The 24,806-nt window shown below is 34.2% G+C and carries 18 protein-coding genes and 2 tRNA genes; 16 read left to right on the top strand and 4 right to left on the bottom strand.

Annotated elements, in window-relative coordinates; all coding sequences use genetic code 11:
- Positions 1-61: 61 nt before the first annotated feature.
- From JM658_RS11615 to JM658_RS11605, 3 genes are read left to right on the top strand one after another with little or no spacing between them, the layout of a single operon-like run.
- On the top strand, positions 62-3,142 hold the full coding sequence (locus tag JM658_RS11615) for a glycoside hydrolase family 2 TIM barrel-domain containing protein (RefSeq protein ID WP_236959435.1): 3,081 nt from the start codon (positions 62-64) through the stop codon (positions 3,140-3,142).
- Positions 3,135-5,435, top strand: a complete 2,301-nt coding sequence (locus JM658_RS11610) for an alpha-L-rhamnosidase-related protein (protein WP_236959434.1) — start codon at positions 3,135-3,137, stop codon at positions 5,433-5,435. The genes JM658_RS11615 and JM658_RS11610 overlap by 8 nt, the downstream gene beginning before the upstream one ends.
- 5 nt (positions 5,436-5,440) lie before the next feature.
- Complete coding sequence (locus JM658_RS11605; protein WP_236959433.1) at positions 5,441-6,880, top strand: sulfatase; 1,440 nt, start codon at positions 5,441-5,443, stop codon at positions 6,878-6,880.
- A gap of 180 nt (positions 6,881-7,060) precedes the next feature.
- Here the strand turns inward: JM658_RS11605 and JM658_RS11600 are convergent, their stop codons facing one another.
- Complete coding sequence (locus JM658_RS11600; protein ID WP_236959432.1) at positions 7,061-8,530, bottom strand: family 43 glycosylhydrolase; 1,470 nt, start codon at positions 8,528-8,530, stop codon at positions 7,061-7,063.
- Positions 8,531-8,816: 286 nt separating this feature from the next.
- Positions 8,817-9,710, bottom strand: a complete 894-nt coding sequence (locus JM658_RS11595) for an AraC family transcriptional regulator (RefSeq protein ID WP_236959431.1) — start codon at positions 9,708-9,710, stop codon at positions 8,817-8,819.
- An 86-nt stretch (positions 9,711-9,796) separates the two neighbouring features.
- On the opposite strand from JM658_RS11595, the gene JM658_RS11590 reads away from it, so the two are divergent.
- The 10 genes from JM658_RS11590 (at position 9,797) to JM658_RS11550 (ending at position 20,252) form a co-directional block, all read left to right on the top strand.
- On the top strand, positions 9,797-11,224 hold the full coding sequence (locus JM658_RS11590) for a hypothetical protein (RefSeq protein WP_236959430.1): 1,428 nt from the start codon (positions 9,797-9,799) through the stop codon (positions 11,222-11,224).
- 72 nt (positions 11,225-11,296) lie between these two features.
- On the top strand, positions 11,297-12,331 hold the full coding sequence (locus JM658_RS11585) for an L-rhamnose/proton symporter RhaT (protein WP_236959429.1): 1,035 nt from the start codon (positions 11,297-11,299) through the stop codon (positions 12,329-12,331).
- Positions 12,332-13,003: 672 nt separating this feature from the next.
- A tRNA-Asp gene (locus JM658_RS11580) sits at positions 13,004-13,077 on the top strand.
- A 197-nt stretch (positions 13,078-13,274) separates the two neighbouring features.
- Complete coding sequence (locus JM658_RS11575; RefSeq protein ID WP_236959428.1) at positions 13,275-14,417, top strand: Fic family protein; 1,143 nt, start codon at positions 13,275-13,277, stop codon at positions 14,415-14,417.
- A 178-nt stretch (positions 14,418-14,595) separates the two neighbouring features.
- The gene (locus JM658_RS11570) at positions 14,596-15,228 is read left to right on the top strand and encodes a response regulator transcription factor (RefSeq protein ID WP_236959427.1); all 633 of its coding nucleotides are present in this window, start codon (positions 14,596-14,598) and stop codon (positions 15,226-15,228) included.
- Between the two features lie 460 nt (positions 15,229-15,688).
- Positions 15,689-15,982, top strand: coding sequence for a hypothetical protein (locus JM658_RS11565; protein WP_236959426.1), 294 nt, complete (start codon positions 15,689-15,691; stop codon positions 15,980-15,982).
- A gap of 748 nt (positions 15,983-16,730) precedes the next feature.
- Positions 16,731-18,002, top strand: coding sequence for a tyrosine-type recombinase/integrase (locus tag JM658_RS11560; RefSeq protein WP_236959425.1), 1,272 nt, complete (start codon positions 16,731-16,733; stop codon positions 18,000-18,002).
- 2 nt (positions 18,003-18,004) lie between these two features.
- Positions 18,005-18,940, top strand: a complete 936-nt coding sequence (locus tag JM658_RS11555) for a hypothetical protein (protein WP_236959424.1) — start codon at positions 18,005-18,007, stop codon at positions 18,938-18,940.
- Positions 18,941-19,131: 191 nt separating this feature from the next.
- Positions 19,132-19,329, top strand: a complete 198-nt coding sequence (locus JM658_RS17265) for a helix-turn-helix transcriptional regulator (protein ID WP_394800478.1) — start codon at positions 19,132-19,134, stop codon at positions 19,327-19,329.
- Positions 19,329-20,252, top strand: a complete 924-nt coding sequence (locus tag JM658_RS11550) for a hypothetical protein (protein WP_236959423.1) — start codon at positions 19,329-19,331, stop codon at positions 20,250-20,252. Before JM658_RS17265 ends, JM658_RS11550 begins: the two co-directional genes overlap by 1 nt.
- A 106-nt stretch (positions 20,253-20,358) precedes the next feature.
- On the opposite strand, the gene JM658_RS11545 is transcribed toward JM658_RS11550, so the two are convergent.
- A complete protein-coding gene (locus JM658_RS11545; RefSeq protein ID WP_236959422.1) occupies positions 20,359-21,753 on the bottom strand; it encodes an SH3 domain-containing protein in 1,395 nt (464 codons plus the stop codon).
- A gap of 259 nt (positions 21,754-22,012) precedes the next feature.
- Here JM658_RS11545 and JM658_RS11540 point away from each other — a divergent pair, with 259 nt between their 5' ends.
- Positions 22,013-22,240, top strand: a complete 228-nt coding sequence (locus JM658_RS11540; protein WP_236959421.1) for a helix-turn-helix domain-containing protein — start codon at positions 22,013-22,015, stop codon at positions 22,238-22,240.
- Positions 22,241-22,602: 362 nt separating this feature from the next.
- Here the strand turns inward: JM658_RS11540 and JM658_RS11535 are convergent.
- A tRNA-Phe gene (locus JM658_RS11535) sits at positions 22,603-22,678 on the bottom strand.
- Between the two features lie 100 nt (positions 22,679-22,778).
- Here JM658_RS11535 and JM658_RS11530 point away from each other — a divergent pair.
- The gene (locus JM658_RS11530) at positions 22,779-23,507 is read left to right on the top strand and encodes a type III pantothenate kinase (protein ID WP_236959420.1); all 729 of its coding nucleotides are present in this window, start codon (positions 22,779-22,781) and stop codon (positions 23,505-23,507) included.
- Positions 23,508-24,776 carry a hypothetical protein gene (locus JM658_RS11525; RefSeq protein ID WP_236959419.1) on the top strand — a complete coding sequence of 423 codons (1,269 nt, stop codon included), beginning with the start codon at positions 23,508-23,510 and terminating at the stop codon, positions 24,774-24,776.
- Positions 24,777-24,806: the final 30 nt, after the last annotated feature.

The raw sequence follows: 24,806 nt of genomic DNA, 5'->3' as shown, positions 1-24,806 counted from the left end.
ATTGACGATTAGTTTAATCTCAACACATTTTCTTTTGATTTGTCAATCAAAAGAGCCCTGGTTGGATCAAAATGTCACGCAAATTAACAAACTTCCGGCCAAAGCGACCTCGGTTTCTTACTCCACTTTAAATCAAGCTTTAAAAGCAAATCGAGAGGAGTCGTCAAGAAGAAAAAATATAAACGGAGACTGGAAATTTCTTTTTAAAAATTCTTCTAACGATGTACCATCCAATTTTTTTGAGTTGGAAACATCAGATGAAAATTGGGCAACTTTACCGGTGCCATCCAATTGGGAATTGCACGGGTATGGTAAACCTTGGCAACGACTTACTCCGCAAATATGGGAAGATAAAAATGTTCCTTTTCCAAATATTCCAACAGATTACAACCCGACAGGCCTTTACCGAAAATGGGTCACTTTGCCGAAAGATTGGGACGGAATGCAGATAACTTTACACATAGGTGCGGCTTCTTCATCTTTATCCGTTTGGGTCAACGGAGAATATGTAGGTTATAGTGAAGATAATAGATTGCCTGCGGAATTCGATATTACCAAAAAACTAAAATCGGGAGAAAATTTAATTGCTTTTCAGGTTACTCAATGGAGCGATGGAAGTTATATTGAAGATCAGGATCATTGGCGAATGAGTGGTATTACCCGTGATGTTTACTTGGATGCTTCACCCATGGTTCAATTATACGATTTTGAAGTTAGAACTGATTTTGACGAAAGTTATACCAATGCTGAATTACAGATACGCCCAGAAATTAAGCAGTATGAACGATCAGATATAGACGGATGGAATTTGGAAGCTTTGTTATATGATGAGGATAACGAGCCTATTTTGGATAGTGTTTTTCAAGTTTCAGTGAAAAAAATATTGAACGAGCATTACCCACAAATTGGAAATCGCCCCTTTAATAATTTAATGAAACGAACCATTCCTTCTCCAAAAAAATGGTCTGCTGAACAGCCTTATCTCTATACCCTCATATTGGCGCTAAAGGATGAAAAGGGAAAATTGATAGAAGCACGTAGCCAAAAGATTGGCTTTAGAGAGATTGATATTTCCGATGGGCAGTTTAAAGTGAATGGAATTTCAGTATTGTTGTACGGGGTAAACCGTCACGATTGGGATGCAACCACTGGAAAGGCGGTTACTAAAGAAGCGATGGAAAGGGATGTTAAGTTGATGAAACAGCTCAATGTAAATGCGTCTCGCTCTTCCCATTATCCAAATCCTCCTTATTGGTACGAATTGTGCAATCAATACGGTATTTATGTGATGGATGAAGCCAATATAGAAAGCCACGCTTTGGGGTCTTTGCCAAGTAATACACCAGCATTCCACACTGCTTTTTTGGAAAGAGGGATTAATATGGTGGAAAGAGACAAAAACCATCCTAGCATTATAAGTTGGTCATTGGGCAATGAAGCTGGGTTTGGTCCAAATCATGCTGCACTTTCAGCTTGGATAAAAGAGTTTGATCCAACCCGACCTATTCATGCTGAAGGGGCTCAGAATATTTATGGATACAATTGGCCTAAGCCAGAACCAAAAGATAGACTGTACATAGATATCATTAGTAGAATGTATCGCCTAATGGATGATATGATTGACCTCGCCACGCAACCCAATGATACCCGACCCGTTATTTGGTGTGAGTATGCTCATTCTCAAGGCAATTCCACTGGGGATATGCAAGGCTATTGGGATGCCATCTATAAATATAAGCGATTGGTAGGAGGTTTTGTATGGGATTGGAGAGATCAATTAATCTCAAAACCAAGTGAAGGTGATAAGGAACTTTGGAAGTATGGCAAAGATTTCAACCAAAAATTAGATGATTTGCTGCCTATTCAAAAAGGACTTATTTCCGCAGATGGAAAAATTAAATCCGGTGGTTGGCAAGCTAAATATGTATGGCAACGAATCCACACAGAGGCAGATAGTTTACAGAAAGGAATTTTTACAGTAACAAATCAGCATTCCCGCACTAATTTGGATACGTATGGTGTTAAATGGGAAATTACAGAAGATGGAACTCCTGTTGAAAACGGTACGATGAACGCACCGAGTATTGCTACAGGCAAGAAAGGTAAATTAAAGATTTCCATGCCTTACGTAAATTATAAAGAGGGCAAGCGTTATTTTTTCAATATTTATTACGTGCTTAAAAAGGATGAGTTATGGGCTGAAAAAGGATTCGAAATCGCCAAAGAACAATTTCCACTTGTTTATAAGCCTTTGTTGAAAAAAGAGGAAACGGAATCTGAAACAGAAATTTATCAACTTGGCGACACCCTTTTTATTAAACAAAATAAATTAGAATTTGCTTTTAACACTAAAACAGGCTTTTTAAGCGGGTGGGAAGCAAATGGAAGAGAATTGTTGAAAGGGGCATTAAATCCTAATTTTTGGAGAGCACCAACTGATAACGATTTAGCAGCTTCAGTTCCTAAACGCATGGGTGTTTGGAAAACCATAGTAGATAGCTTATCTCTTGATAGTTTCACTAATTATTCTTCAGAAAAGGGTACTGTCGTAGAAACTACGCATGTTTCTCCTGATAAAAAATTGAGTTTGGAAATTAAGTATCGTCTTAATAGTTCAGGGGCGTTAAAAGTGTCTTTTACGATGCAACCTTCACCAGATTTGCCTAATTTGCCACGAGTGGGAATGCAAGTGCCGGTTGCTAAAAGCTTAAGTGATTTAGAATGGTTTGGTAGAGGACCTTATGAAACGTATGCTGATAAAAAATCGGGATCTTTTATTGGTCGTTATAAAGAAAACGTTTCAGATTTCGTCTATTATGTTCGTCCGCAAGAGAGCAGCAATAAAACAGATGTTTACTGGGCGAAACTTACCGACGGAAAAAACACATTATTACAAGTTGAAGCGTTTAATAATGCAATAAATTTTAGTGTTTGGCCTTACACGCAAAATCAACTGGAGGAAGCTACCCGTATTGAAGATTTACCTTTGAACAATTTTAATGTTTTAAATATTGATTATAAGCAAATGGGAGTTGGGGGAGATAATAGTTGGAGTATGGACGCTCGTCCACATGAACCTTTTCGCTTGCCTGCAAATGTTTATCATTATGAATTTATTTTTAAAGTCAATACCAATGAATAGATTTTTTACATACATAATTGTTTTCTGTGCACTGTTTTCAACATTGGCGTGTCAAACCAAAGAAGGAAAAGTAGCAAATAAAGCTTCGGAAACAAAGGATTTTTGGGAAACGGCTTCATGGATTGCTCCAAACAATGCAAAAGATACTATAAACCAATGGGCTGTTTACAGACGGGAATTTGTTATAGATGAAGAAATACCTGAAAGCGCCATGGCAAATTTAGCAGTAGATTCTAAGTACTGGCTTTGGGTAAATGGAAAAATGGTGGTAAGAATGGGCGGATTAAAACGCGGTCCGAATCCAAACGACACTTATTATGACAGCATTGATTTAAAACCGTACTTAAAGAAAGGAGAAAATGTAATAGCTATTTTAACTCAATTCTTCGGTAAGCATGGATTTAGTCATAATAACAGCGGTAAACAAGGTCTTATTTTTGACTTGAAATGGAATGAATTGGATATTTCTTCTGATGAAAATTGGAAAGCTTGGAAACATCCTTCATTTGGAATGACCAGTGATCCGCATCCTAATTACAGACTTGCAGAAAGTAATATTCTATTTGATGCCAATAGAGGTGATTTTTCTTTTGTAAGCGAGAATTTTGATGCCTTTTCTAATCAATTAGCAAAAATTATAGGGAAATATGGAGATGCGCCTTGGAATAATTTAGTGAAAAGACCCATCCCATTCTGGAAAGACTTTGGCTTGAAAGAATATGAAAATAGACTTTCATATCCATTTAAAAGTGTAGGGGATACCTTAAAAATGAAGTTACCTTATAATGGACAAGTGAGTCCGTACTTAGAAATTAAGGCCACGCAGAAAGATACCATCCACATTCAAACCGATAATTACCGAGGAGGGGGAACCCCCAATATTAGGGCCGTGTATATTAGCAAGCCTGGCGTTCAAGAGTTTGAAATCCCCGGTTGGATTAACGGACATAATGTACATTATTATATTCCGAAAGGGATTGAGGTTTTGGATTTAAAATACAGGGAGACAGGTTATGATACTGAGTTGGCAGGTGCTTTTTCCTGTGAAGATCCTTTTTTTAATGAGCTTTGGAAGAAAGCGAGACGCACTTTATACATTACCATGCGGGATACTTATATGGACTGCCCCGATAGGGAACGAGCTCAATGGTGGGGAGATGTTGTATTGGAAAGCGGAGAATCTTTTTATGCATTGGATAGAAAATCTGATGCACTTACCCAAAAGGGAATTTTAGAACTGCTAAACTGGCAACGAAAAGACAGTACTATTTTTTCACCAGTTCCGGCCGGTAATTGGGATAAAGAATTGCCTGGACAAATGCTCGCCAGTGTTGGGTATTATGGAGTTTACAATTATTTTCTTCATACTGGAGACACGACTACCATCCAGCAAGTGTATGAACCCATAAAAAAATACCTGTCGTTGTACAAATTAAAGGATGATGGTACGATACAAGTTAGACAAGGAGGATGGATTTGGGGAGATTGGGGTAACAATAAAGACATTCCCTTATTGATGAATACTCAATATTACCTAGCTTTAAAGGGATTGCATTTGCTGGCAGAAACACTGAATAAAGATGAAGAAGCTCGAGAAATTGCTGTTAAAATGAAGGTGTTTAAAAAGAGTTTTAATGATGCTTTTTGGAGAGGAAACGCATACCGTTCCCGAGATTACAAAGGGTTAACCGACGACCGTTCCCAGGCGTTGGCAGTAGTTTCTGGTTTGGCAGATAGCGATAAATTTGATGCAATCTACAAGATTTTAAAAGCTGAAAAGCATGCGAGTCCGTACATGGAAAAATACGTAGTCGAATCGTTATTCTTGATGGATAAAGATAGTTTTGCCTTAAAGAGACTAAATGAACGATTTGAGAAAATGGTGAGTCACCCAACCATTACAACCCTTTGGGAAGGTTGGGGTATTGGAAAAGAAGGTTTCGGAGGTGGAACGATAAACCATGCATGGAGTGGGGGCGGACTCACACTACTTTCTCAATATGTGGCAGGGATAAGTCCAATAACTCCGGGATATAAAACTTTTATGGTGAAGCCTCAAATGGGAGAATTGAAAGAGGTGTCGGCAAGTGTAGCAAGTATTCAAGGACTGATTGATGTCGATATTAAAAGAACTGAAAATCTTCAAATATCTATTAATGTTCCCGAGGGAAGTCGCGTCAAAGTTGTTCTTCCGAAGGAATGGAAACCAACTTTTTTAAATAATAAAGAGATAACTGCTGATAGCCAAGAGTTGTGGTTAGAAAGTGGTAACCATACAATAATTGCAAAATAACTACTATGAATTACTTAAAACATCCAATTTTTTATTATTTATCAGCAACATTGATGCTTCTTTCCTGTAAAGAAATTCCGAAAGGGGAATCTTCAACTGAAGAAATTCAAGAAAGTAAACCTAACATAATTATGATAGTTGCTGATGATATGGGTTGGCACGATCTTGGGACTTATGGAAATACTTTCATTGAAACACCCAACTTAGACCGTTTGGCTGCCAATGGATTAAAATTTACTGATGCATACGCTGCAGCACCACTTTGTAGTCCTTCTAGGGCTTCTTTAATGACAGGACTTCACCCGATAACGGTGAATATTACAGAGCATATTCATGGAAATAGACCTGCCGGACCAAAGCAGATGTTAAAAACACCTCCTGTAAGTCAGCAATTGGATTTAGATTATAAAACGCTGGCAGAGGCATTGAAGGAAAAGGGTTATAACACCGGTTTTTTTGGGAAATGGCATCTTGGTGGTGGAAAATTTGAGCCTCAACATCAAGGGTTTGATGTAAATGTAGGGGGAAGTTACAACGGACTACCTTCTTCTTTCTTTTTTCCATTTTTTAGAATGGGAGAGAAGCCTGCATTGCAAAATAATAGCAATGACGGAGATTATTTAACAGATGTGCTCACCAATCAAGTGCTTGATTATATTAACAAACAAAAAGACAGTGCGTTTTTTATCAGTTTAAATTACTATGCTCCGCATGTGCCTATTGAGGCTAAAGATTCTTTGGTGAAAAAGTATACTGAAAAACGAGGGGACACTTCCGAAGCAATTCTTCCAAACATTCATTATGCCGCTATGGTGGAAAGTATCGATATCAACGTGGGAAGAATTATTAAAATGCTTGAAGAGCAGAATTTGGATAAGAAAACATTGATTGCTTTTACTTCTGATAACGGCGGACTTTCAGTAAGGGAAGTACCTGCTTTTGCCAAGCACACACCACCAACAGATAACGGACCATTGCGTGCCGGAAAAGGATATCTATATGAAGGCGGTATTAGAGAGCCTTTAATAGTTTCTTGGCCTGATAAATTAACTTCTAAAGAAATAAATACGCCAGTTGTAGCACAAGATTTGGTGTACAGCTTATCCAAATTAACCGGTTGTACTGATTTTCCTGCGGAAGGAATAGATATTTTTAACCTAGAAAATAACGAGCGAGGATTGCTTTGGCATTTACCACATTACAGTCCGCAACATGGGAAGCCAGCGACAGCCTACAGAAAAGGGGATTGGAAGCTTGTTTATTTTTATGAAGAAGAAAGATCTGAGCTGTATAATTTGGAAGAAGATTTAGGAGAAACCAAAGATCTTTCCGAAGAGAATAGAGATAAGGCTGAAGCTATGTATAATGAAATGCAAGCTGAACTAAAAAGACTAGGTGCTAAGTTTCCTAAGCCAAATACAAAGTACAATCCTTCGGCAGAGTAGTTTCTAATAATAAAATATTGTTATACCCCGTTGGCAACAGCCACGGGGTTTTTTTATTGCTGTAGAGAAGAAAATTTAACAGTTTATGCAGTGCAATGAGCGGGCCTTGCAATACACCGAACGGGAATTGCCATACATTTAAAGCATATTGCAGGCCAAAAAACAAATACGTTGAAAGATCTACTTATTAGGTTGGTAATCCCATGAATCCGTCCATTGCAATGGATAAATGGTGCCATCTTCTTTAAAATTCAAAGGAGCGCTCCAGTATTGATAATCGTGCCCTTTTATATTATCCGAAGCAGAACCCCATAAATCGCCCATCCAAATAAATTTTTCCCCAGCATTTGTGTTTAGTTTCATTACGTAGGTTTGTTGCGCTGGAATAATTGGTTTTTGTGGAATACTTTTATGGGAGATATAACCGTTAAACGGAAGTTTTTGTTGGTTATTGAATAAAGTAATCTCGTTAATGTAAAGGGCTGTAGTTGCGGTGGAATCCTTTGGAACAACCTTAATTCGGTCTGCTTCAATATTTACGGTAAAACGCATGGATTCGTTAAGTGCGGAAGATTCCTTGCTTGAAAGTTCAGCCTTAAGTGGTTTCCAACTATCAAATTGCCAAGTAAAGAAACTGAATTTAGGAATGTTGATTTCAGGATGAACTCTAGGATTTTCAACATTTCCGCAGTTTTCGGGACGGTTTCCTGTAAACAGGCTTATTTCAATTTTGTTTACAGAGGTATGCTTTTCAAGTTGAAGTTCGATGCCATCGTAGCCAGAAGGTCTTTTTTCTAACGTTTCATATTGCGTACCTCTGGAAACACTATCGCTCAGCATTAAGGCTTTTTTGCCAGGATAACGGTTTATGTTTCCTGTAAAAGTATAGCCAGTAAGTGGGTTGTTACTTACATAAACCCTAGCACCAGAGCCATAATTACAGAAACAGCAAGTGTAATCAGTTAATAAGTAGTATTTATTGTTGTGTTTAAATTGAGAACCTGCTTCCATGTGCTGGGCGATAATTCCACCGTTTTTCATAGTAGAGCCTGTATAGCTATCGTCTAATTTTTCAATGGAAACTTGGTGATTATTTATGGTGTTGTAGCTTATGTAAGCGGTGCCGTCGCCATCTACAAAAAGTCCAAAATCACCCAGTCCTGCCTCGGATCGCGACATTTGTACATCGTCGTTAATAATTTTAAAAGGACCTTGCGGTGTATCGCTTACAGCTACCCCAAATTTTCCATTCCATAGTTTTGGGTACCAATTATACCAAAGCACATATTTCTTAGTTTTTTTATTATAAATAACATGAGGTCTGTAATAAACACCTTCTGGTTGATTGGGTATCAGGGCGCCCTGCTCTTCCCAATTTATCAAGTCCTTCGAGCTGTAACACATGTATTTATTAGCTGTGGTAAAACCATTAGTTTTTCCGTAAGAAGTTCCGTACCAATAAAATTTATCATTAAAGTTTATAATCCTCCCATCATGAGCGTCAACGATATTATCATCAATAGTTTTTCGCGGTTCTACATTTGAAATCGAAATACTATTTTTAGCTTTTTCTTTTAAATCGTTTTGGGTGCACCCTGTTAAAAACATTATTAGTGTTAAATGGAGCATTAAGTTTATTTTTTTCTTCATCGATTAGATTTTTGAAATTAAACTGAAAAATTTGAAGTTGCTTAGAAGGGATTTACATCTTCTTAAAAAGCATTTGGCTAAAATATAAATAGCTTAATTTCTTCCATCCTGTACTATACTGCAAAGGTGCTTGATAGTCTAATTTTTAGATTTAGGAGTTCAAATATCTGTTATAAAAATATATCAGCACTTTACTTAAGGATGGCATTCGCAATTTTTTTAGTTTAAGATGAATTTGATTGAGATGGATTTTTCATAGTTATATCTGGATGATTTAAAATTAAATTCACTCTTTACCCAATACGTTTTTTTTACGGTATTGTGATGGAGAATACGAGCAATGTAGTTTGAAATATCTTGAAAAATAATATGCAGAAGAAAATCCACATTCTATGGCAATTTGTTTAATAGGATGATTTGAAAAGATAAGAAGATCCCTAGCTTTTTGAATACGGAGTTGTAGGAGATAGCTGTGAGGAGGCATTCCGATAATCTCCCTGAATTTTTTACGCATCCAGGAATAACTAATATTGTGGGTTTGAGACAACTTTTCGAAATCTATCGCTCCAGTGAAGTTATCCAGTATTGAAAGCTGTATCTTTTGAATGATTTCCATCTCAAGCGAATTTTCATATTTTCCAGATACGCTATCGTTTTCCAATTGAGCCAGGATAACCATAATTTGACTAGGGATCAAGTTACTTCCATAAAGTTTTTGAGATTCTAACCAATCAAAAATTTTAAGCATGGCATTCATGATACTTTTAAGGTCATTAATTTTAATTACTGGATTTGTCTGCTTCAATAAAGATCGCTCCATTATCAACTGCGCTAGATCTCCATCAAAACCGACCCAGTATTCTTTCCACCCAGTACTCTTGTCTGGTCTGTAGCGGTGCCACTCCCCTTTAAACAGCAGAATGATAGAGCCTTCCATAACCTTGGTGCAGGAGCAGGATTCAGACTCATAATATCCTGATCCTGATGTGATTAAGATTAATTGGTATTCAGATAATTTCCTCCCCTCCTCCCATTCAAAATAGTATTCTGTGGGATGCTCCATATCCGGATAGGTAGCATATGGTGGCACATGAGTGTGCCCCGCGTTTTTGATGTGTAAACCCCATTTGAACCAATTGGGTTGAATGGAAACATATTCCCTGTAAAACTTAGATTTCATATCAAATTGTGCAAGAAATTGTCAATTTACATATTTTATATGAGTTAAATGTCCAGTAGTTTTGAAAAAACAGTAATGAATAAACCATGGCACAAAAATTATCAGTAGGACTTTTTGGGGTAGGACTAGACACTTATTGGGATCAATTTGATGGATTGCTCGATCGATTAAATGGTTATATGGGGATTGTAGAAGAAATGATTGAGAGTCCCAAAATCAATTTGCACAATCTTGGCATGGTCGATAATTATGAGAAAGCGGTTGAAGCCGGAAGACGTTTTCGGCAGATGGAAGTAGATCTCCTATTTATACATGTTACTACTTATGCACTATCATCTACAGTTTTGACTGTGCTTCAAAAATGTCCTGTGCCAGTTGTTCTCTTAAATCTTTCGCCGCTTTCTCAAATTGATTATAAATCTTTTAATCAGTTAAATGATAGAACAAAAATGACCGGTGAATGGCTTGCACATTGTGCTGCCTGTCCAGTGCCTGAAATGATAAGTGTTATTAAAAGAGCTGGTTTTCAGTATGCCCAAATTACAGGTGTTCTTAAAGGGGATTCCGATCATGTGCGTAAGGAAATCTCTGAATGGGTTGAGGCTGCGCATGTCAAATTTATCATGTCTAATAATAGGTTAGGATTATTTGGTAACTATTATGGTGGGATGCTTGATATTTATACTGATCTTACACAGCAACTAATACAGTTTGGAGGTCATTTTGAAATATTGGAAGTTGATTTAATCACTCAAATTCGTAGATTTATTTCTGAAGAAGCTATTGCTGAACGAATTATATTGTTTAAATCAACTTTCGATGTTCAGAAGGATTGCCGGCATGAGGATTTGGTTAGTGCAGCAAAGACATCTTTGGCTTTGGAACAAATTGTGCATGATTATAAACTAGGCTCAATTGCTTATTATCATAAAGGCACCGGCACGGAAAATGAAGAAACTATAGCATCAATTATTTTGGGTAATTCTATATTAAGTGGAAATAATGTGCCTGTAGCTGGGGAATACGAGGTTAAAAATGTACAGGCTATGAAGGTTCTGGATACTTTTGGCGTGGTAGGTTCTTTTACTGAATATTACGGAATGGATCATGTAGATGATGTTGTTTTAATGGGACACGACGGGCCAGGCCATATTCGTATTTCTGAAGGCAAAGTAAGTGTAAAGCCGCTGGAGGTTTACCATGGGAAAGTTAGCAGGGGTCTAAGTGTTGAAATGTCAGTTAAAAATGGACCTGTAACCCTTCTTTCGGTGGTTCAAAAGCCAAATGCGAAATTAATGTTGCTCACTGCCAGTGCGGAATCTGTTTCTGGTCCTATTTTGGAAATAGGAAATACCAATAGCCGTTATAAGTTCCCTATAAGTGCAATAGAGTTTATGGAAACTTGGAACAGTTATGGTCCGGCACATCATTGCGCAATCGGTACTGGGGATATAACTTCAAAAATCGAAAAGTTAGGTCAGCTTCTCAATATTGAAGTTGTACAGGTCTGTTAATATTTCAACCTCTCTAGAATATTTAAATGTCGATCTACGATGTTTAATAGTTAGTAATTAAAAAAATTCAATATGCCTTTTCCTTCTGGTATTTTTTATCACGCAATTGGTGGTGTAGCTGCAGCCAGTTTTTATGTTCCCTTTAAACAGGTGAAGAACTGGTCTTGGGAAAGCTATTGGTTAGTAAGTGGAGTTGCTGCATGGCTTATTATGCCATTAGTTATGGGTTATTTATTTATCCCTAATTTAATGGATATCATTTTTCAAGCTCCAGCAAAAGTATTGGTACTTACATTTTTTTTTGGGCTGCTTTGGGGATTAGGAGGACTGACCTTTGGTTTGAGTATGCGATATTTGGGAATCTCTATTGGCTACGCCGTTGTTTTGGGCTTTACAGCTACCTTTGGTACTTTAACTCCAATGATTTTTGACGGTAGTATTGGAGCCATAATCCATTCATCATCGGGTCAAATGGTATTGTCTGGTGTATTAGTTTGTCTATTCGGGATTGTGGTCTATGGCATTGCGGGAAAAGAAAAAGAACAAAATCAGGGAGCACATAAAGGAAACAGGGACTTTAACCATAGAAAAGGATTGTTTGTAGCTTTCTTTTCCGGTCTTTTAAGTGCTTGCATGTCTTTTGCCCTCGCGGCCGGAAAACCTATAGCGGCTATTGCGGTGGCAAATGGTGTTCCTGAACTATGGCAAAACAACGCAGTTTTGGTAGTTGTACTTTGGGGAGGTTTTATTACTAATTTTGTATGGTGTTTGATTCTAAATTTTAAAAATAAAAGCTATAAGGAATACACTGTTAAAAAAGAAGGGTCTTCCTTGAGGGTTAATTACCTTTTAAGCTCTTCAGCCGGTATTATTTGGTACCTTCAATTCTTTTTTTACGGAATGGGAGGAAGTCTTATGGGAGAATTGGACTATGCATCATGGACCCTGCATATGACTTTCATCATCATATTCAGTCTATTTTGGGGACTCTATTTAAAAGAATGGAAAGGAGTGGGAATGAAGGCTAAAATACTGTTAGGGATAGGTTTGGTTTTAATGTTCATTTCGGTTGGGCTCATTGGTTTGGCTGGAAATTTTCATGAATAATTCTTTAAAAGACAAACTCTATCTCAGTAAATATGTAATTAGTGTCTATATTAACCTAGAGAGGATTTAGACCACACATGCTTATAATATCCAAATCTAAAATCTATCCTTCCATACTTTGCAATACTTTGTAGTTCCATTTTATTTTGTTTTTGAAAGTTTGACTAGTTCTTATAGAGAGTACTATTTAAAATTGGAAAATCAGAATAAAAAGGTTTAACTTCATTTAGAAAATTGACCTTCCAAAACTTCAAAAATCCGACCAAATAAATAATCAATTTTTGTCTTGATTGGTAACAACAATAATTATACATTTGCACCGAAGTTATTTTGACATTTTTTAGATCATATATGAGTTCACGAATCGTCAACACGATTAGTGACAAGTTAATAGGGCCTTATTCTATAAGGTCTAAAGAAGTAAGGTTCGAATCCCGTCCAGACCGCGAAAAGCAAAAAGCTTCAATGAGAATTGGAGCTTTTTTCGCATAAAAATAGTTGTGTTGTTCGATGATATGAGAATATTATCGGAGGTTTAGTAGTTAAACCAATGAAAGGCTTTCCTCTCGATTTTTTCGAGCTGTTGAAGGCTTTTTTTGTTTCTACTATTATTTAAAAGAAAAGGTTTGCATAATAAATAATAGAGTGTATATTTGCACTCGCATTAAAAAAGGTCTGGTAGTTCAGCTGGTTAGAATACATGCCTGTCACGCATGGGGTCGCGGGTTCGAATCCCGTCCAGACCGCAAAAGTAAAGCTTCAATGAAAATTGGAGCTTTTTTGTTTTTATATACTTTTCTTCGTCTTCCTTTTTTGTTTTCCTAATTGATGTAGTGTTGTTTTTTTGTTAATAATATTGGCTACAGTGTCTAGTTTTTTATTTTTAATGTAGCTTTATATGTTTCCCTTAACTTCGTTATAAATTGATTTTAATATATATGTTATGGATGATTACAAAGCAGGAAGTTATATAATTCATAGGCGTTATGTGAATTTTCAACCCACATTCATAAATAAAGAATGGCTTATTAATAATAGAGAAGTTTTAAGCTTATTGAGTAAAGCAGATAGGCAGGTCGGTAGACTAGATATGTTTTCAGAATATGTGAATATGGATATGTTTGTCAATATGCATATTTTCAAAGAGGTTGTGCAGTCTAGTAATATAGACGGAGCTTATCTCACTTTAGAAGAGGCTTTTATGAAGAAAGAAGACTTGGCTGAGGATAAAAAGGGGGCTTGGCAAGCTGTAAGAGATTGTGTGTCTGCAACGAATAAGTCTATAAATAGTTTGAAAAATCAGTCGCTTCAGGCATCCTTAATTAAGGAGGCTCATAAAACGCTCTCGGGTAAAAACAAAGCGAAGGAGTTTATGCCTGGAGAATATCGCCGAACTCAGAATTGGATTGGAGGTTCTTCGGTAATACATGCTTCCTTTGTGCCTCCAACACATAAGTCCATCGATTATTTAATGGAGGATCTTCTAGCTTTTGGAAATGATAAATCTAATGCGTTACCAGATCTTTTGAAGGTGGCGTTAATTCATTATCAATTTGAGACAATACATCCTTTTGTTGATGGTAATGGTAAAATTGGAAGGTTATTGATAGTTCTAAACTTAATGGATGAAAAACTTATCAGGCTTCCTATATTATATTTTTCAGATTATTTGCAAAGGAATAAAGATGAGTATTTTAGGAGCTTGAATAAAGTAAGAAAGGATAATGACTTACAGCAGTGGCTTAAATTCTTTTTAAAAGGAATTGCTGAGGTGGCGAAAGATGGAGCGGGGAATCTAAATAAGATACTCCAGATGCAAAGATTAGTAAATCGAGCTGTAAATAAATTGGATGAAAGTTCTGATGAGGTTAAAAAGGTTGTAGCTTTTCTTTATTTAAATCCTGTAATAGATGTTAATGATGTAGTTGAGCTGATAAATGTATCAGAAGAACGTGCCAATACAATAATTAAAACCTTAGTAGAGTTAGGTATACTCTGTCATATTGATAGAGTTAGTCGTGTTGAAGTGTATTCATTTAAGAAATATATAGATCTTTTCGGTGTTCAAGGTTCTGGTAATAAGTAAGATAGTGTTTAATTAATTTGAAGAAATTTCACGTATAATAATTAAGAAATAAAGACTTTATCAATTTAATATGTCTTAGATTTGTAAAGTTTTACCATAAAATGAATATAAATACAGCTTTATTGAAAGTGATATAAAAGCTGTAATAATTAAACTGTAAAGAAAGGACTTTGTTGATATGCATGTAGTAATATTAGATGATCATAAAATGATTACCGATATGGTAAGGGAAATTCTTCAAGATGTCCCTGAGGTGCGTCATATTGAAACGTTTACTTCTCATTTAGAATTTTTGGGTTACTTAAAGGAGAATGAAGTAAATCTTATTATTCTAGATGTTTTTATGCCAGAAACTAACGGGTTGGAGGTTATTAAAGAAGTTAGGGCTTTTAAAAAGGATGATCAATATAAAATAATAGTATTGTCTTCTTCAGTTTCTACAAAAATAATGAGAGATGCTATTTCTTTAGGGGCTAACGCTTATATAACGAAGCAAGACGCTGTATCCGACTTAATTTCTGCGATTGTACATTTCAAAGAGGGTAATTCTAAGCCTTACTTTAGTAAAAATGCAACCCTGGCTATGGTGGATAATTTTCATAAAAAAGATGTGAAGTTGTCTCCGCGTGAAACGCAATTGTTACAGTTAATGTGTGATGGAATGACGGCAAAAGAGATTGCTTTTGAGTTAGATCTTAGTGTAAATACAATTCATTTCTATAGTAAGCGACTTATGGCTAAAATGGATGTGAATAGAACTGTAGATCTTATTCTTAAAGCCTTAGAGGAGGGCTATGTTATTTCTAAATAAAGTTTCTTCAAGAGCGAGTCTCTTATATAGCAGCATTTACAAGTAAACTTTGTAGATGCTTTCTTATTTAAAAACCTTATAAAAACATGCCTTCGTAAAGTGATACATTAAAATTAATGTATCACTTTACGAAATAAGACTGTAGTTGTTTTTTTTAATTCATAGCTTACCTGTCCTACATTTGTACCGAGTTAAAGCTCTATGAAATCTTTTGTAGAGTGTAGGCTTTAGGTTGGTTTATTGTTAAAGACTTAAGGAATGAAGGATAATAAATTAAAATTAGTAGGTTTTTTTATTTTGCTTTATGAGAGGGTTAAATCTCTTATGAATATTCTCTCCTTAAGTCTTTTCTTGTTTATAACCTAAATGATAAGATTGATTTTTGTTTGCTCCAAGCTTTTAAATAAATAATTATAGTATGGAAGTGTTGGTTTGTGATCCTCAAGGTGCCTTTTCAAAAATGTTACAAAAAAGTGATTTGGGGTATGGGGAGTTTCACGTTAGTAAAGATCTAACGGAAGTGAATTTTGATGAGAATGATTATGTGGCGGTTGTGTTTTTTGCTTACAGTGCGGGAGATTTACTAAGCTTATTGGGTGTTTATAAAAGGAATATCCCGATAATTCTTTGTTCTTTGGATAAAGAAGTTTATGAAAAAGCTCAAGGTGTATACGGAGTCATTTCTGTCGATATGACAAAGCATAAAAGTGAAATGATAGAATATTTTAATTCGATTTTATCGGTTACAGTTTAGTTAGATAAATTTAAAACTAATTCAGATGACATATTTCTTGATAGCAAAAGCTAGTTTTTATGGGATAATAGCCGGTGCAGATTATGAAATTTTATTGGTTTTCCTTTTAGTGCTTATAATTTTAAAGAAGAAGATGGTCTAAGTCTTTTTAAGGCTCCGAAAATATATTAAACCTTCAACAGATATTTATTTGTTGAGGGTTTTTTCCTTTTTATAGGTTATGTAGATAATTTGATTTTAGGCTAAGAATATTGTAGGACTGGGCTGCTGTTTGAAGATTGCTGTATATATAATTAGGAAAAGTCTTACGATTATAGCTGTTCTAAAATTCTCTCTTGTTTTTTAAAGTAATGTTGGGTGGTTTGATCAAAAATTATCATTCAAAACAAAGATTGTGAATCTTGCGGTTTGCTTTTGGTTTGTTGGAGAGTGTTTTTGGGTAATAAATCAGGCAGTTGGTTCTGTTTAGGCTTACCTTTTTTATTTTGATTAAGGGGAAGTATAAAACCAAAAAACCCGATTGCCATATAAATGGAATCGGGCTTTTAGTGGTGGTGCCTCCAGTACCAATCTAGTTTTAATTGATTTTAATCTAAATTTACTCATGCTAATTTAAATCATTGATTATCAGATTTAAAAATTAATAATAATTAATTCTGGTTAAATTAAGTTAATGTAAATTAATTATAAACAGCACCCTAATTAGCACCCTTTTAGTTATATTTGTAATATAATTATAATTAATAATATGAATTCTGTAGAGCGGTCAAAAGGATCAATACGATTAGCCTTTAAAGAACCTATTAAAAAGTTAAGTAAAAATCCAAAACAGCAATCTCTTATATTCCTTCATTTCAACTACGGTTCGTTAAGAATGAAATACTCAACAGAATATTCATCATGCTATGCTGATTGGGATTTTGAAAGACAGCAATTAAGAAATAAAGCGCATATACTGGACAGGGATTATGTCAATGACTTTTTGAATGGGCTAAAAGTTGCATTGTCAAAAGAAATATCTAGATTGAATGCAGATAACATCCCTATTACAAAAAAGATATTAAGAGAAAAATTGGATAGTATTGTTAGACCCACTATTGATATTGCAAATGAAGAAATGACTTTTTATAATTATACTGACTTATTTTGTAATAGGAGGAAGGGGGTAATAAGAGATGTGACGTTAAGGTCGTATCAACAGACAGTAAAACTTTTAAGGAAGTATGAAAAAAAGTTACAGTTTAATGATATTACTATGGATTTTTATTACGCTTTCTTGACTTTTTTAGAGGAGGATGATAAGTCAATGAATACAATTGGGAAGCATATAAAAAATTTGAAATCTTTTTTGAAATCAGCTACTGAAGAGGGTTATAATACTAATTTAGCATATTCTAATCGAGAATTTAGAGCTCCAAAAGAACTGACAACGGCAATCTATTTAACTGATGATGAGATTAACTCAATTATAGAGTTAGACTTAAATAAACATCCTGAGCTTGATAGAGCGAGAGATATATTTGTTATTGGATGTCTAACGGGGCAACGTGTGAGTGACTATAATGGATTGACTAATGATAATATTATTAACTTAGATGGTACTTTATTTTTTAAGATTAGACAATCAAAGACAAAAAAAGAAGTGCACTGCCCAATAACAAGAGAGATTAAGGAAATTCATAAGAAGTACAATGGTAGCCCGCCGCCTCGGATGCGTGAACAAGATTTGAATAGATATATTAAAGAGATTGCAAGAAGAGCCAACGTTTTGGAGCTAGTGGAACGTAATTATACCAAAGGCGGGGATAAGGTTTCTGAGAGAGTTCCAAAATATAAATTAGTATGTACCCATAGTGCGAGACGTTCCTTTTGTACGAATATGTACAAAAAGGGAATGTCTACATATGATATTATGATATTCTCTGGACATTCAACCGAAAAAGAATTTTATAAGTATATTCGGATTGAAAAAGAACAGCAGGCTTTGAAGTTTGCCAAAAGCGGTTATTTTAATATTTAAGGATGTACTATTTAAAACAAACAGTTGAAGATTTAGAAGAAGTTTTTAGACCTTACACTTGCATAAGTGATGTTGAATATACTATTGAAAAATTTGAATTGCCCATATATAAAGAGATGGGTCTTTACGAAAATGTTTTTATTCATTTTGCTTATTGGGACGATATTGATATTACTTATGAGTCTATTACAATAAAAGATTTTATTGGGGGTAATCAAAAGGGGATAGAGGGACTTGATATCGATGTTGATTATGAAGAGATTTTAGAATCTATTGATATAAAAGAGTTTAAGAGTTTTTTGCTGAACTATGTACAGGTTCAAGAAGGTGTCTACTTGAGTAATCTTAATAATTCATTAATTAAAAGCAATGAAGTTGCTTTGCTTACAAATATTATGTTTAAGGAGAAGATACTTAATTTAAAGAATAGTGAGGTTTGTCTAATAAATATTCTGAGTTCAGAAAACATTAACCCATTATTAAAAATTATGGTTAATATGTATCTGTCTAGTTATCGTAGAGTAATTGATTTAATAAAAGTGGATTACGGTGATGTTTATCCTATTTTAATTAGTAGTTATTTAGATGTTAAAAATAATACTAAGTTACCTAATACGGGTAATATTGATAAGTTTTTGAGATCTAATGAGTATGAAAGATTTCTTCAGATAGAGAAAAAGCTTATGGATAAAGATGTATTAGATAATGATTTGAAATGGATGCTAAGTCAGAAAAAAACTCTTGTTTTATTTTTTTTATATGTCAAACAAAGGAGTCTCTTGAAAACTCATTTTTCTAGCGAAAAGGATAATTCTTTTTTAAAAGCTTTAGAAGTGCGATACAAGTTTAACGTTAACGACCAGGGTAAGCCTAGTAAATATAATAACATTTCTACTAAACTAGTTAAGGCAGAGTTCTATTATTTAGATTCAATTTAATTCCCTTTCTATTCCCCTTTTTCAAAAAGTTTAATTTTTTTTAAAGTTTAACCCCCTTTTATTTCATTGATGTTGCTCTAAATTAAGCATATTCCCGTTCATTCCCCTTTTTTTAAATAGCTCACAATGGAAGGTATATTTGCCTTGTGATTCGAATTGCATTTAAAAGAATATTAATTTTAAAATATGAAATGTTGAAAAATTTTAGTGAGCGACTGTTAACACGTCAAGAGGTTGCAGAATTATTAAGGGTATCGCTTGTAACGATACATAATTTGAAAAAAAGAGGGATTTTAAAACCTACGCATAAAGTGGGAAGAAAACCTTTGTATCTGGAAAGCTCTATTTTGGAGCAAATCGCATTGTCTAACTATAGAAACGTAGCCTAATGATAGATAACGTTAGGTTTTATGTTCTAGATAAAGGGAGTTTTGATTTTAGAACAGAAGAAAAAAGGACAGTAGAGCTTAGGTCAAGGTTTAATCGCCAAACAGGTGAGATTGAGGAGTTTCCAAAAAAAGGCAGGTATTATAATATGCAGGTAGATTTGCAAAAAGAGAAGTCCTACGTTACAGGAAGCTTGCATAAACTATTTAATTTACATATGTATGGAGAGGAGCATAATTATAATGACTTTAGTTTTTGTGAGCAGGAACAAGTTTTGGATATTATGTGTGAGGAATTATATATTATTCCAGAGGAAACAAAAATAACGAACCTAGAGTTTGGGTTAAATATTGATTTGCCGATAGATGCAGACCGTTTCTTAAACCACATGTTGTTGATGTACGATTTTAAAGCTCCGAATCGAAATGAGACTTTTAACGGAAAGGGCAATTATAGGGAGTTCAAGAAGACCGATTACTCTTTAAAAATTTATAACAAATCTAAGCATTATAAGCAAAAAGGAAATGTGGTAAGGTTTGAAATAAAAATAACTCGCTCTCGGTTTTTAGAAGAATTGCAAATATATAACCTTGTGGATTTGCTAAGTCAAGATGTTGTATTTAGGCTTTTTCAGTTCCTGTTAAAGCAGTTTGATAAGCTTTTGATAGTAGATATAGAAGGAATGGAGAAAGTGTTAGACAAACGTCATGTTGGGTTGATTTGTGACTGTACAAATCCTTATTATTGGGATAGTCTGAAACAAGCAGTATCTTATAGGATTTATGGTAGAATTAAAAGAGAATGTAATAGATATATAGAAGAGTATGGATTGAATCGTACTAGATTGCTTATTAGAAATTTACTCCATAAAAAGTTTCAAGAAATGATAGATTGTAATTTAGAATCTATTCAAAAAGCAGCTTAGGGGAGAAATGTCAGCTATAATACTCATGACAAAAGTACCAAATCAATTATTCAACTTGGTTGTTTGGGTGCTTTTGTCATGAGTATTTATTTTGATGACTTCGTGGCTATTTGTTTATTTTTTTTAAGTTATAATACGTGTATATTTTTTTTACTGATGAGGGTGATTTTACGATCCACGTTACTCTATTTAAATCTTTATCTATATATATTAATTGGTTGTAATCATCTTCAAATTTGTGGGAGTTTGAAACTGATTCAAAACCTAAATATCTCCAATCTGATTCTTTAGCGGGTTCTCCGTTTCTTTGAAAGCCTATTGATTTTTCACTTAAATATAATAATGACTTTCCATTAATTGTATTTTGTATTTCCTTTTCTCCAGTTATTGAGTTTAATGTTGATTCTTCAATTTTCATTACAAGATATAAACCAAGTATCTGTTTTGGGATTTGGGTCTCAGTAGATGGTTCTTTTTCTTCTTTTGAAGGAATAGTAATGGTGTTTTTTAGCCATTTAGCGTCAATATACCCTATCAAGCTTCCGTGTTTAATTTTATAATAATTTTCAGTCTCTTTAGTGAATATGTATACGATACTATTTTCTTCTGTTGACCCTATTTTATTTCCTAAACTGTTAGGCTTGTCAAGGATAGGGGCATTGCTTGTAGTGCTTGCAAAACTATTTTGTGTATAATTTTTAATTTGAGGACTTTCATCTACAGTCTCCTTAATTACTTCACTTAACCACGCGTCATTTATATATCCATATAACTTGCCAGATTTAACCTTGTAATAACCATCATCTACTTTTTTTATTATTAATACCTTATTCTCATAAGGAGTTCCTACTTTTTTTGCCAAAATACTGGGTGCGTCTCGAATTGGAGCAGCATGACTTACCTTGATGTATGTATTTGGTTCGAATTGTTTTTTTGGGGTAGTGGTGTTTGAGTAATTGTAGTTTTGGGTTACACTATAGTTATTTTCAACTCCAATAACATTGTTATATATATATGTTAAGTCTATGATAGCTTGGTTGATAATAATGTCATTTGATAGGTGTTGATTTAAGTAATTGCTATTTTTGTAAAAGTAGTTTTCGACTTCTTTATAGATTCTGTTTTGTTGAGTTTGATTGTTCATTTTATTTGCTAGCATAAGTAATTGATCTAGCTTGTTCAAGAGCCTGTTTTTGTTGTACTGAGTTTTAGCATCATACTTTCGTTGTTTAGCAGCAAGGACTTGACTAATTAAATTAAAATTATAAGGCTTTACATAATTATTAAAATTTGCTGGTGAAGTGTTATCGTAGCTGTAGGTCGAGCCTTTTGTGTATTCCCATTGTCTCATAACATTATTATATTTCTGATGTCCGACCATGTTACCATCTTTATCGTAATATTCATATTGTTTTAAAACTGAGTTATACTTCTTAGTGTAATCTTGTGGAAAGATATTTGTGATTATTAATAGGAATATTGGTAGAATAAGAATTCTCATGGTTTTATGTTTTTTTATAGAATACAATTATGTTATATTTTATCCATATTAGAAAGGTAAAATTAATAAATATTAAATTTTACTTCAGTTAAGTTTAATTTCTTATAATTTGAGCTTCTGATTAAAATGTTTACAAATATTTCGAAGTTAAATTAGTATTCATTACGGTATTCCTCAAATTAAGTAGATTTTGGAAAATTTATTAAACAATTACAAGCTTATGTCTGAATTATTATAACAATAAGTTCATTTTTACTATGTGATTACTAAGAAGGAGAATAAAGGGATGTTAATTTCAATCGGTAGTAAGGTTAAAAGCTTTCGAAAGAGTAGAGGAATGTCTCAGCATGACCTTTCAATAGAAGTAAATATTCCTAAAGATCAAGTGGGGAGGATTGAAAGGGCAGAGGTTAATACGGGAATAATCACTCTTCATAAAATAGCAAAAGCCTTAAATTGTGAGGTTTTTGATGTTGTAAGAGGTTAAAAGACTCCTAGTCAAATAGTGTCTATTTTTACATGTCTTTACAGTGCTAATTTGTAAAATATAACTTACATGCGCAATAGATCTAATGTACTAAATTGTTTTAAGTGTGCTATTAAGCTTATCGTCCTAAGTTGGTTTGTATGGTGAGATTTTAATTTTTTGATGTCCCCCTCATGGATTCGTCTAATGTGCATGCAAGCTTTTTCTTTAAAAAGTCTACCAAATAAAATCTATCGTGTTAATTGCAATTTATTCAAGCTTTATGCAGAATCAAGTTTCTTTATTAAATCACACCCTGTATAGCACCCTGTATAAACCAAAAAACCGTAACGTCATCATATAGAATCTGTTACGGCTTTTAGTGGTGGTGCCTCCAGGAATCGAACCAGGGACACAAGGATTTTCAGTCCTTTGCTCTACCAACTGAGCTAAGGCACCAGTGCGTCATTGCGGGTGCAAATATAGAATCAAATTTAATATCTACAAAATAATTTTAGAAAAAAATGGTTTTGTAACTTTACAACTTTAATAATTAGGCATGAATTTAATAGTAGATGTTGGAAATTCTTTTATAAAACTAGCTGTTTTTAAGGGAGATATGTTTTTGGAAGTTTTGCAGACTGAGGAAAAAAATATTTTAAAAAATTTTTCAAATATTTTCAAAAAGTACCCGATGATTCGCCATATTATGATTTCTTCAGTAGGAAAACTATCCGAAGAGCATATAAAAGCAATGGCTGTTTTTGCTCCTGTCTCCATGCTTACTTCAGATTCTAAAGTACCTTTTAGAAATCAATATGCTACTCCAAAGACTTTAGGGGTAGATAGAATTGCTCTTATTGCAGCCGCTTATTATAAGTACAGCGCACAAAATTGCTTAGTTATAGATGCGGGGAGTTGTATAACGTATGATTTTTTAAGTGAAGATGGGGTTTATAAGGGAGGAGCAATTTCCCCCGGGGTTCATATGAGGTATAAGGCCATGAATGCATATACGGCAAAGCTTCCATTGGTATCTTCTCTTGATTTTGAAGACTTTATTGGGGACTCTACACAAAGTTGTATGATTTCGGGAGTAGTGAACGGAACCGTTAATGAAATCCAAGGTGTAATACTACAATATATTGATAGATTTAAAGATTTAACAGTTATTTTAACAGGTGGTGATAGTCATTTTTTGTCTAAAAGATTAAAAAGTAGCATATTTGCTCATCCGAATTTCCTCTTGGAGGGAGTTAATTATATTTTAGAACTCAACAAACACTGAATGATTAAAAAGATTTTTATTGTAATTGTATTATTTATATGTAGTTACAGTTTTGCGCAGGAGGGAAGTGTATCACCATATTCTTTTTACGGAACAGGAGACCAACGTTTTAAGGGATTGGTAGAAAATAGATCGATGGGGGGGATTAGTGTTTATACAGACAGTATACACTTAAATCTTAATAACCCTGCATCTTTAGGAAAGCTTAAATTAACTGCATTTACTGTTGGTGGAGGTTATCATTCTTTAGATTTAGCAACAGATGAAGGTAGTGAAAATGCTTCGGATGTAACTTTCGATTATTTGGCAGTTGGAGTTCCTTTAGGAAATAACATGGGAATGAGCTTTGGTTTAGTGCCTTGGACTTCTGTAGGATACCGAGTAAGATCTTTAGATGAAGATGCTTCTCCAGCTCAATTGGATAGATATTCAGGTGAAGGTGGAATTAATAAAGCATTTTTTGCTTATGGTTTTACTTTTTTAAATAATTTTAGCTTCGGAGGAAAAGTAAATTTTAATTTTGGAAAAATAGAAAAGGAATCAGTCCGCTTTTTGGAAGGGATTCAATATGGAACAAGAATACAGAACAATTCAGAATATAGTGGGTTTGATTATAGCTTCTCATTAAATTATGATGCTGAGTTGACTAAAAATTTAGAATTGAAATCTTCTGTATTGTATACGCCAGCAACAAAGATTACCTCTAGTAATGATAGGTCAATATCAACAATTTTAACAAATTCCGCTGGTTTAGAAGTGCCAAGAGTTACTGAGGATGTAGATTTAGGAGCGTTAGGACTTAATTCTACTTACTTACATTTACCAGAATCTTATACATTAGGATTAGGTGTGGGAAAAAAATACACATGGTTTATAGGTGGTGAGTATGAAATAACTAAGTCTAGTGAGTTTGAGAATGAATTTATAGATGTGGTGAATGGAGCTTATGAAGATGGAAATAGATTTTCTGTAGGTGGTTTTTGGACTCCTGATTACGACTCATATGCAAGTTACTGGAAAAGAGTGACATATAGAATAGGTATGAAGAATGAAAAGACTGGTCTGTTAGTTAATAATGTACCTGTTCACGACTTTGGCATGTCTTTTGGTTTAGGTTTACCGATGAATGGTTTTTCTAATGCCAATGTAGGTGTGGAATTTGGAAAAAGAGGAAGTACTTATTTAGGAAGAATTGAAGAAAACTATTTCAATGTTTTTATAAGTTTGTCATTAAACGACAGATGGTTTAGAAAGAATTTAATTAGATAGATAAATATATAATACGTTAACCATAAAATT

The sequence above is a fragment of the Joostella atrarenae genome (assembly GCF_021764745.1).
Taxonomy (GTDB): Bacteria; Bacteroidota; Bacteroidia; order Flavobacteriales; family Flavobacteriaceae; genus Galbibacter; species Galbibacter atrarenae.
The sequence above is the reverse complement of the archived record's forward strand: the minus strand, read 5'-3'. Positions and strand labels throughout refer to the sequence as shown.

Coding starts and splice junctions, on each gene's coding strand:
- JM658_RS11545 (WP_236959422.1), bottom strand. CDS start 21,753: ATGAGAATTCTTATTCTACCAATATTCCTATTAATAATCACAAATATC.
- JM658_RS11550 (WP_236959423.1), top strand. CDS start 19,329: ATGATAGATAACGTTAGGTTTTATGTTCTAGATAAAGGGAGTTTTGAT.
- JM658_RS11610 (WP_236959434.1), top strand. CDS start 3,135: ATGAATAGATTTTTTACATACATAATTGTTTTCTGTGCACTGTTTTCA.
- JM658_RS11555 (WP_236959424.1), top strand. CDS start 18,005: ATGTACTATTTAAAACAAACAGTTGAAGATTTAGAAGAAGTTTTTAGA.
- JM658_RS17265 (WP_394800478.1), top strand. CDS start 19,132: ATGTTGAAAAATTTTAGTGAGCGACTGTTAACACGTCAAGAGGTTGCA.
- JM658_RS11525 (WP_236959419.1), top strand. CDS start 23,508: ATGATTAAAAAGATTTTTATTGTAATTGTATTATTTATATGTAGTTAC.
- JM658_RS11530 (WP_236959420.1), top strand. CDS start 22,779: ATGAATTTAATAGTAGATGTTGGAAATTCTTTTATAAAACTAGCTGTT.
- JM658_RS11560 (WP_236959425.1), top strand. CDS start 16,731: ATGAATTCTGTAGAGCGGTCAAAAGGATCAATACGATTAGCCTTTAAA.
- JM658_RS11605 (WP_236959433.1), top strand. CDS start 5,441: ATGAATTACTTAAAACATCCAATTTTTTATTATTTATCAGCAACATTG.
- JM658_RS11570 (WP_236959427.1), top strand. CDS start 14,596: ATGCATGTAGTAATATTAGATGATCATAAAATGATTACCGATATGGTA.
- JM658_RS11595 (WP_236959431.1), bottom strand. CDS start 9,710: ATGAAATCTAAGTTTTACAGGGAATATGTTTCCATTCAACCCAATTGG.
- JM658_RS11590 (WP_236959430.1), top strand. CDS start 9,797: ATGGCACAAAAATTATCAGTAGGACTTTTTGGGGTAGGACTAGACACT.
- JM658_RS11585 (WP_236959429.1), top strand. CDS start 11,297: ATGCCTTTTCCTTCTGGTATTTTTTATCACGCAATTGGTGGTGTAGCT.
- JM658_RS11600 (WP_236959432.1), bottom strand. CDS start 8,530: ATGAAGAAAAAAATAAACTTAATGCTCCATTTAACACTAATAATGTTT.
- JM658_RS11575 (WP_236959428.1), top strand. CDS start 13,275: ATGGATGATTACAAAGCAGGAAGTTATATAATTCATAGGCGTTATGTG.
- JM658_RS11565 (WP_236959426.1), top strand. CDS start 15,689: ATGTTACAAAAAAGTGATTTGGGGTATGGGGAGTTTCACGTTAGTAAA.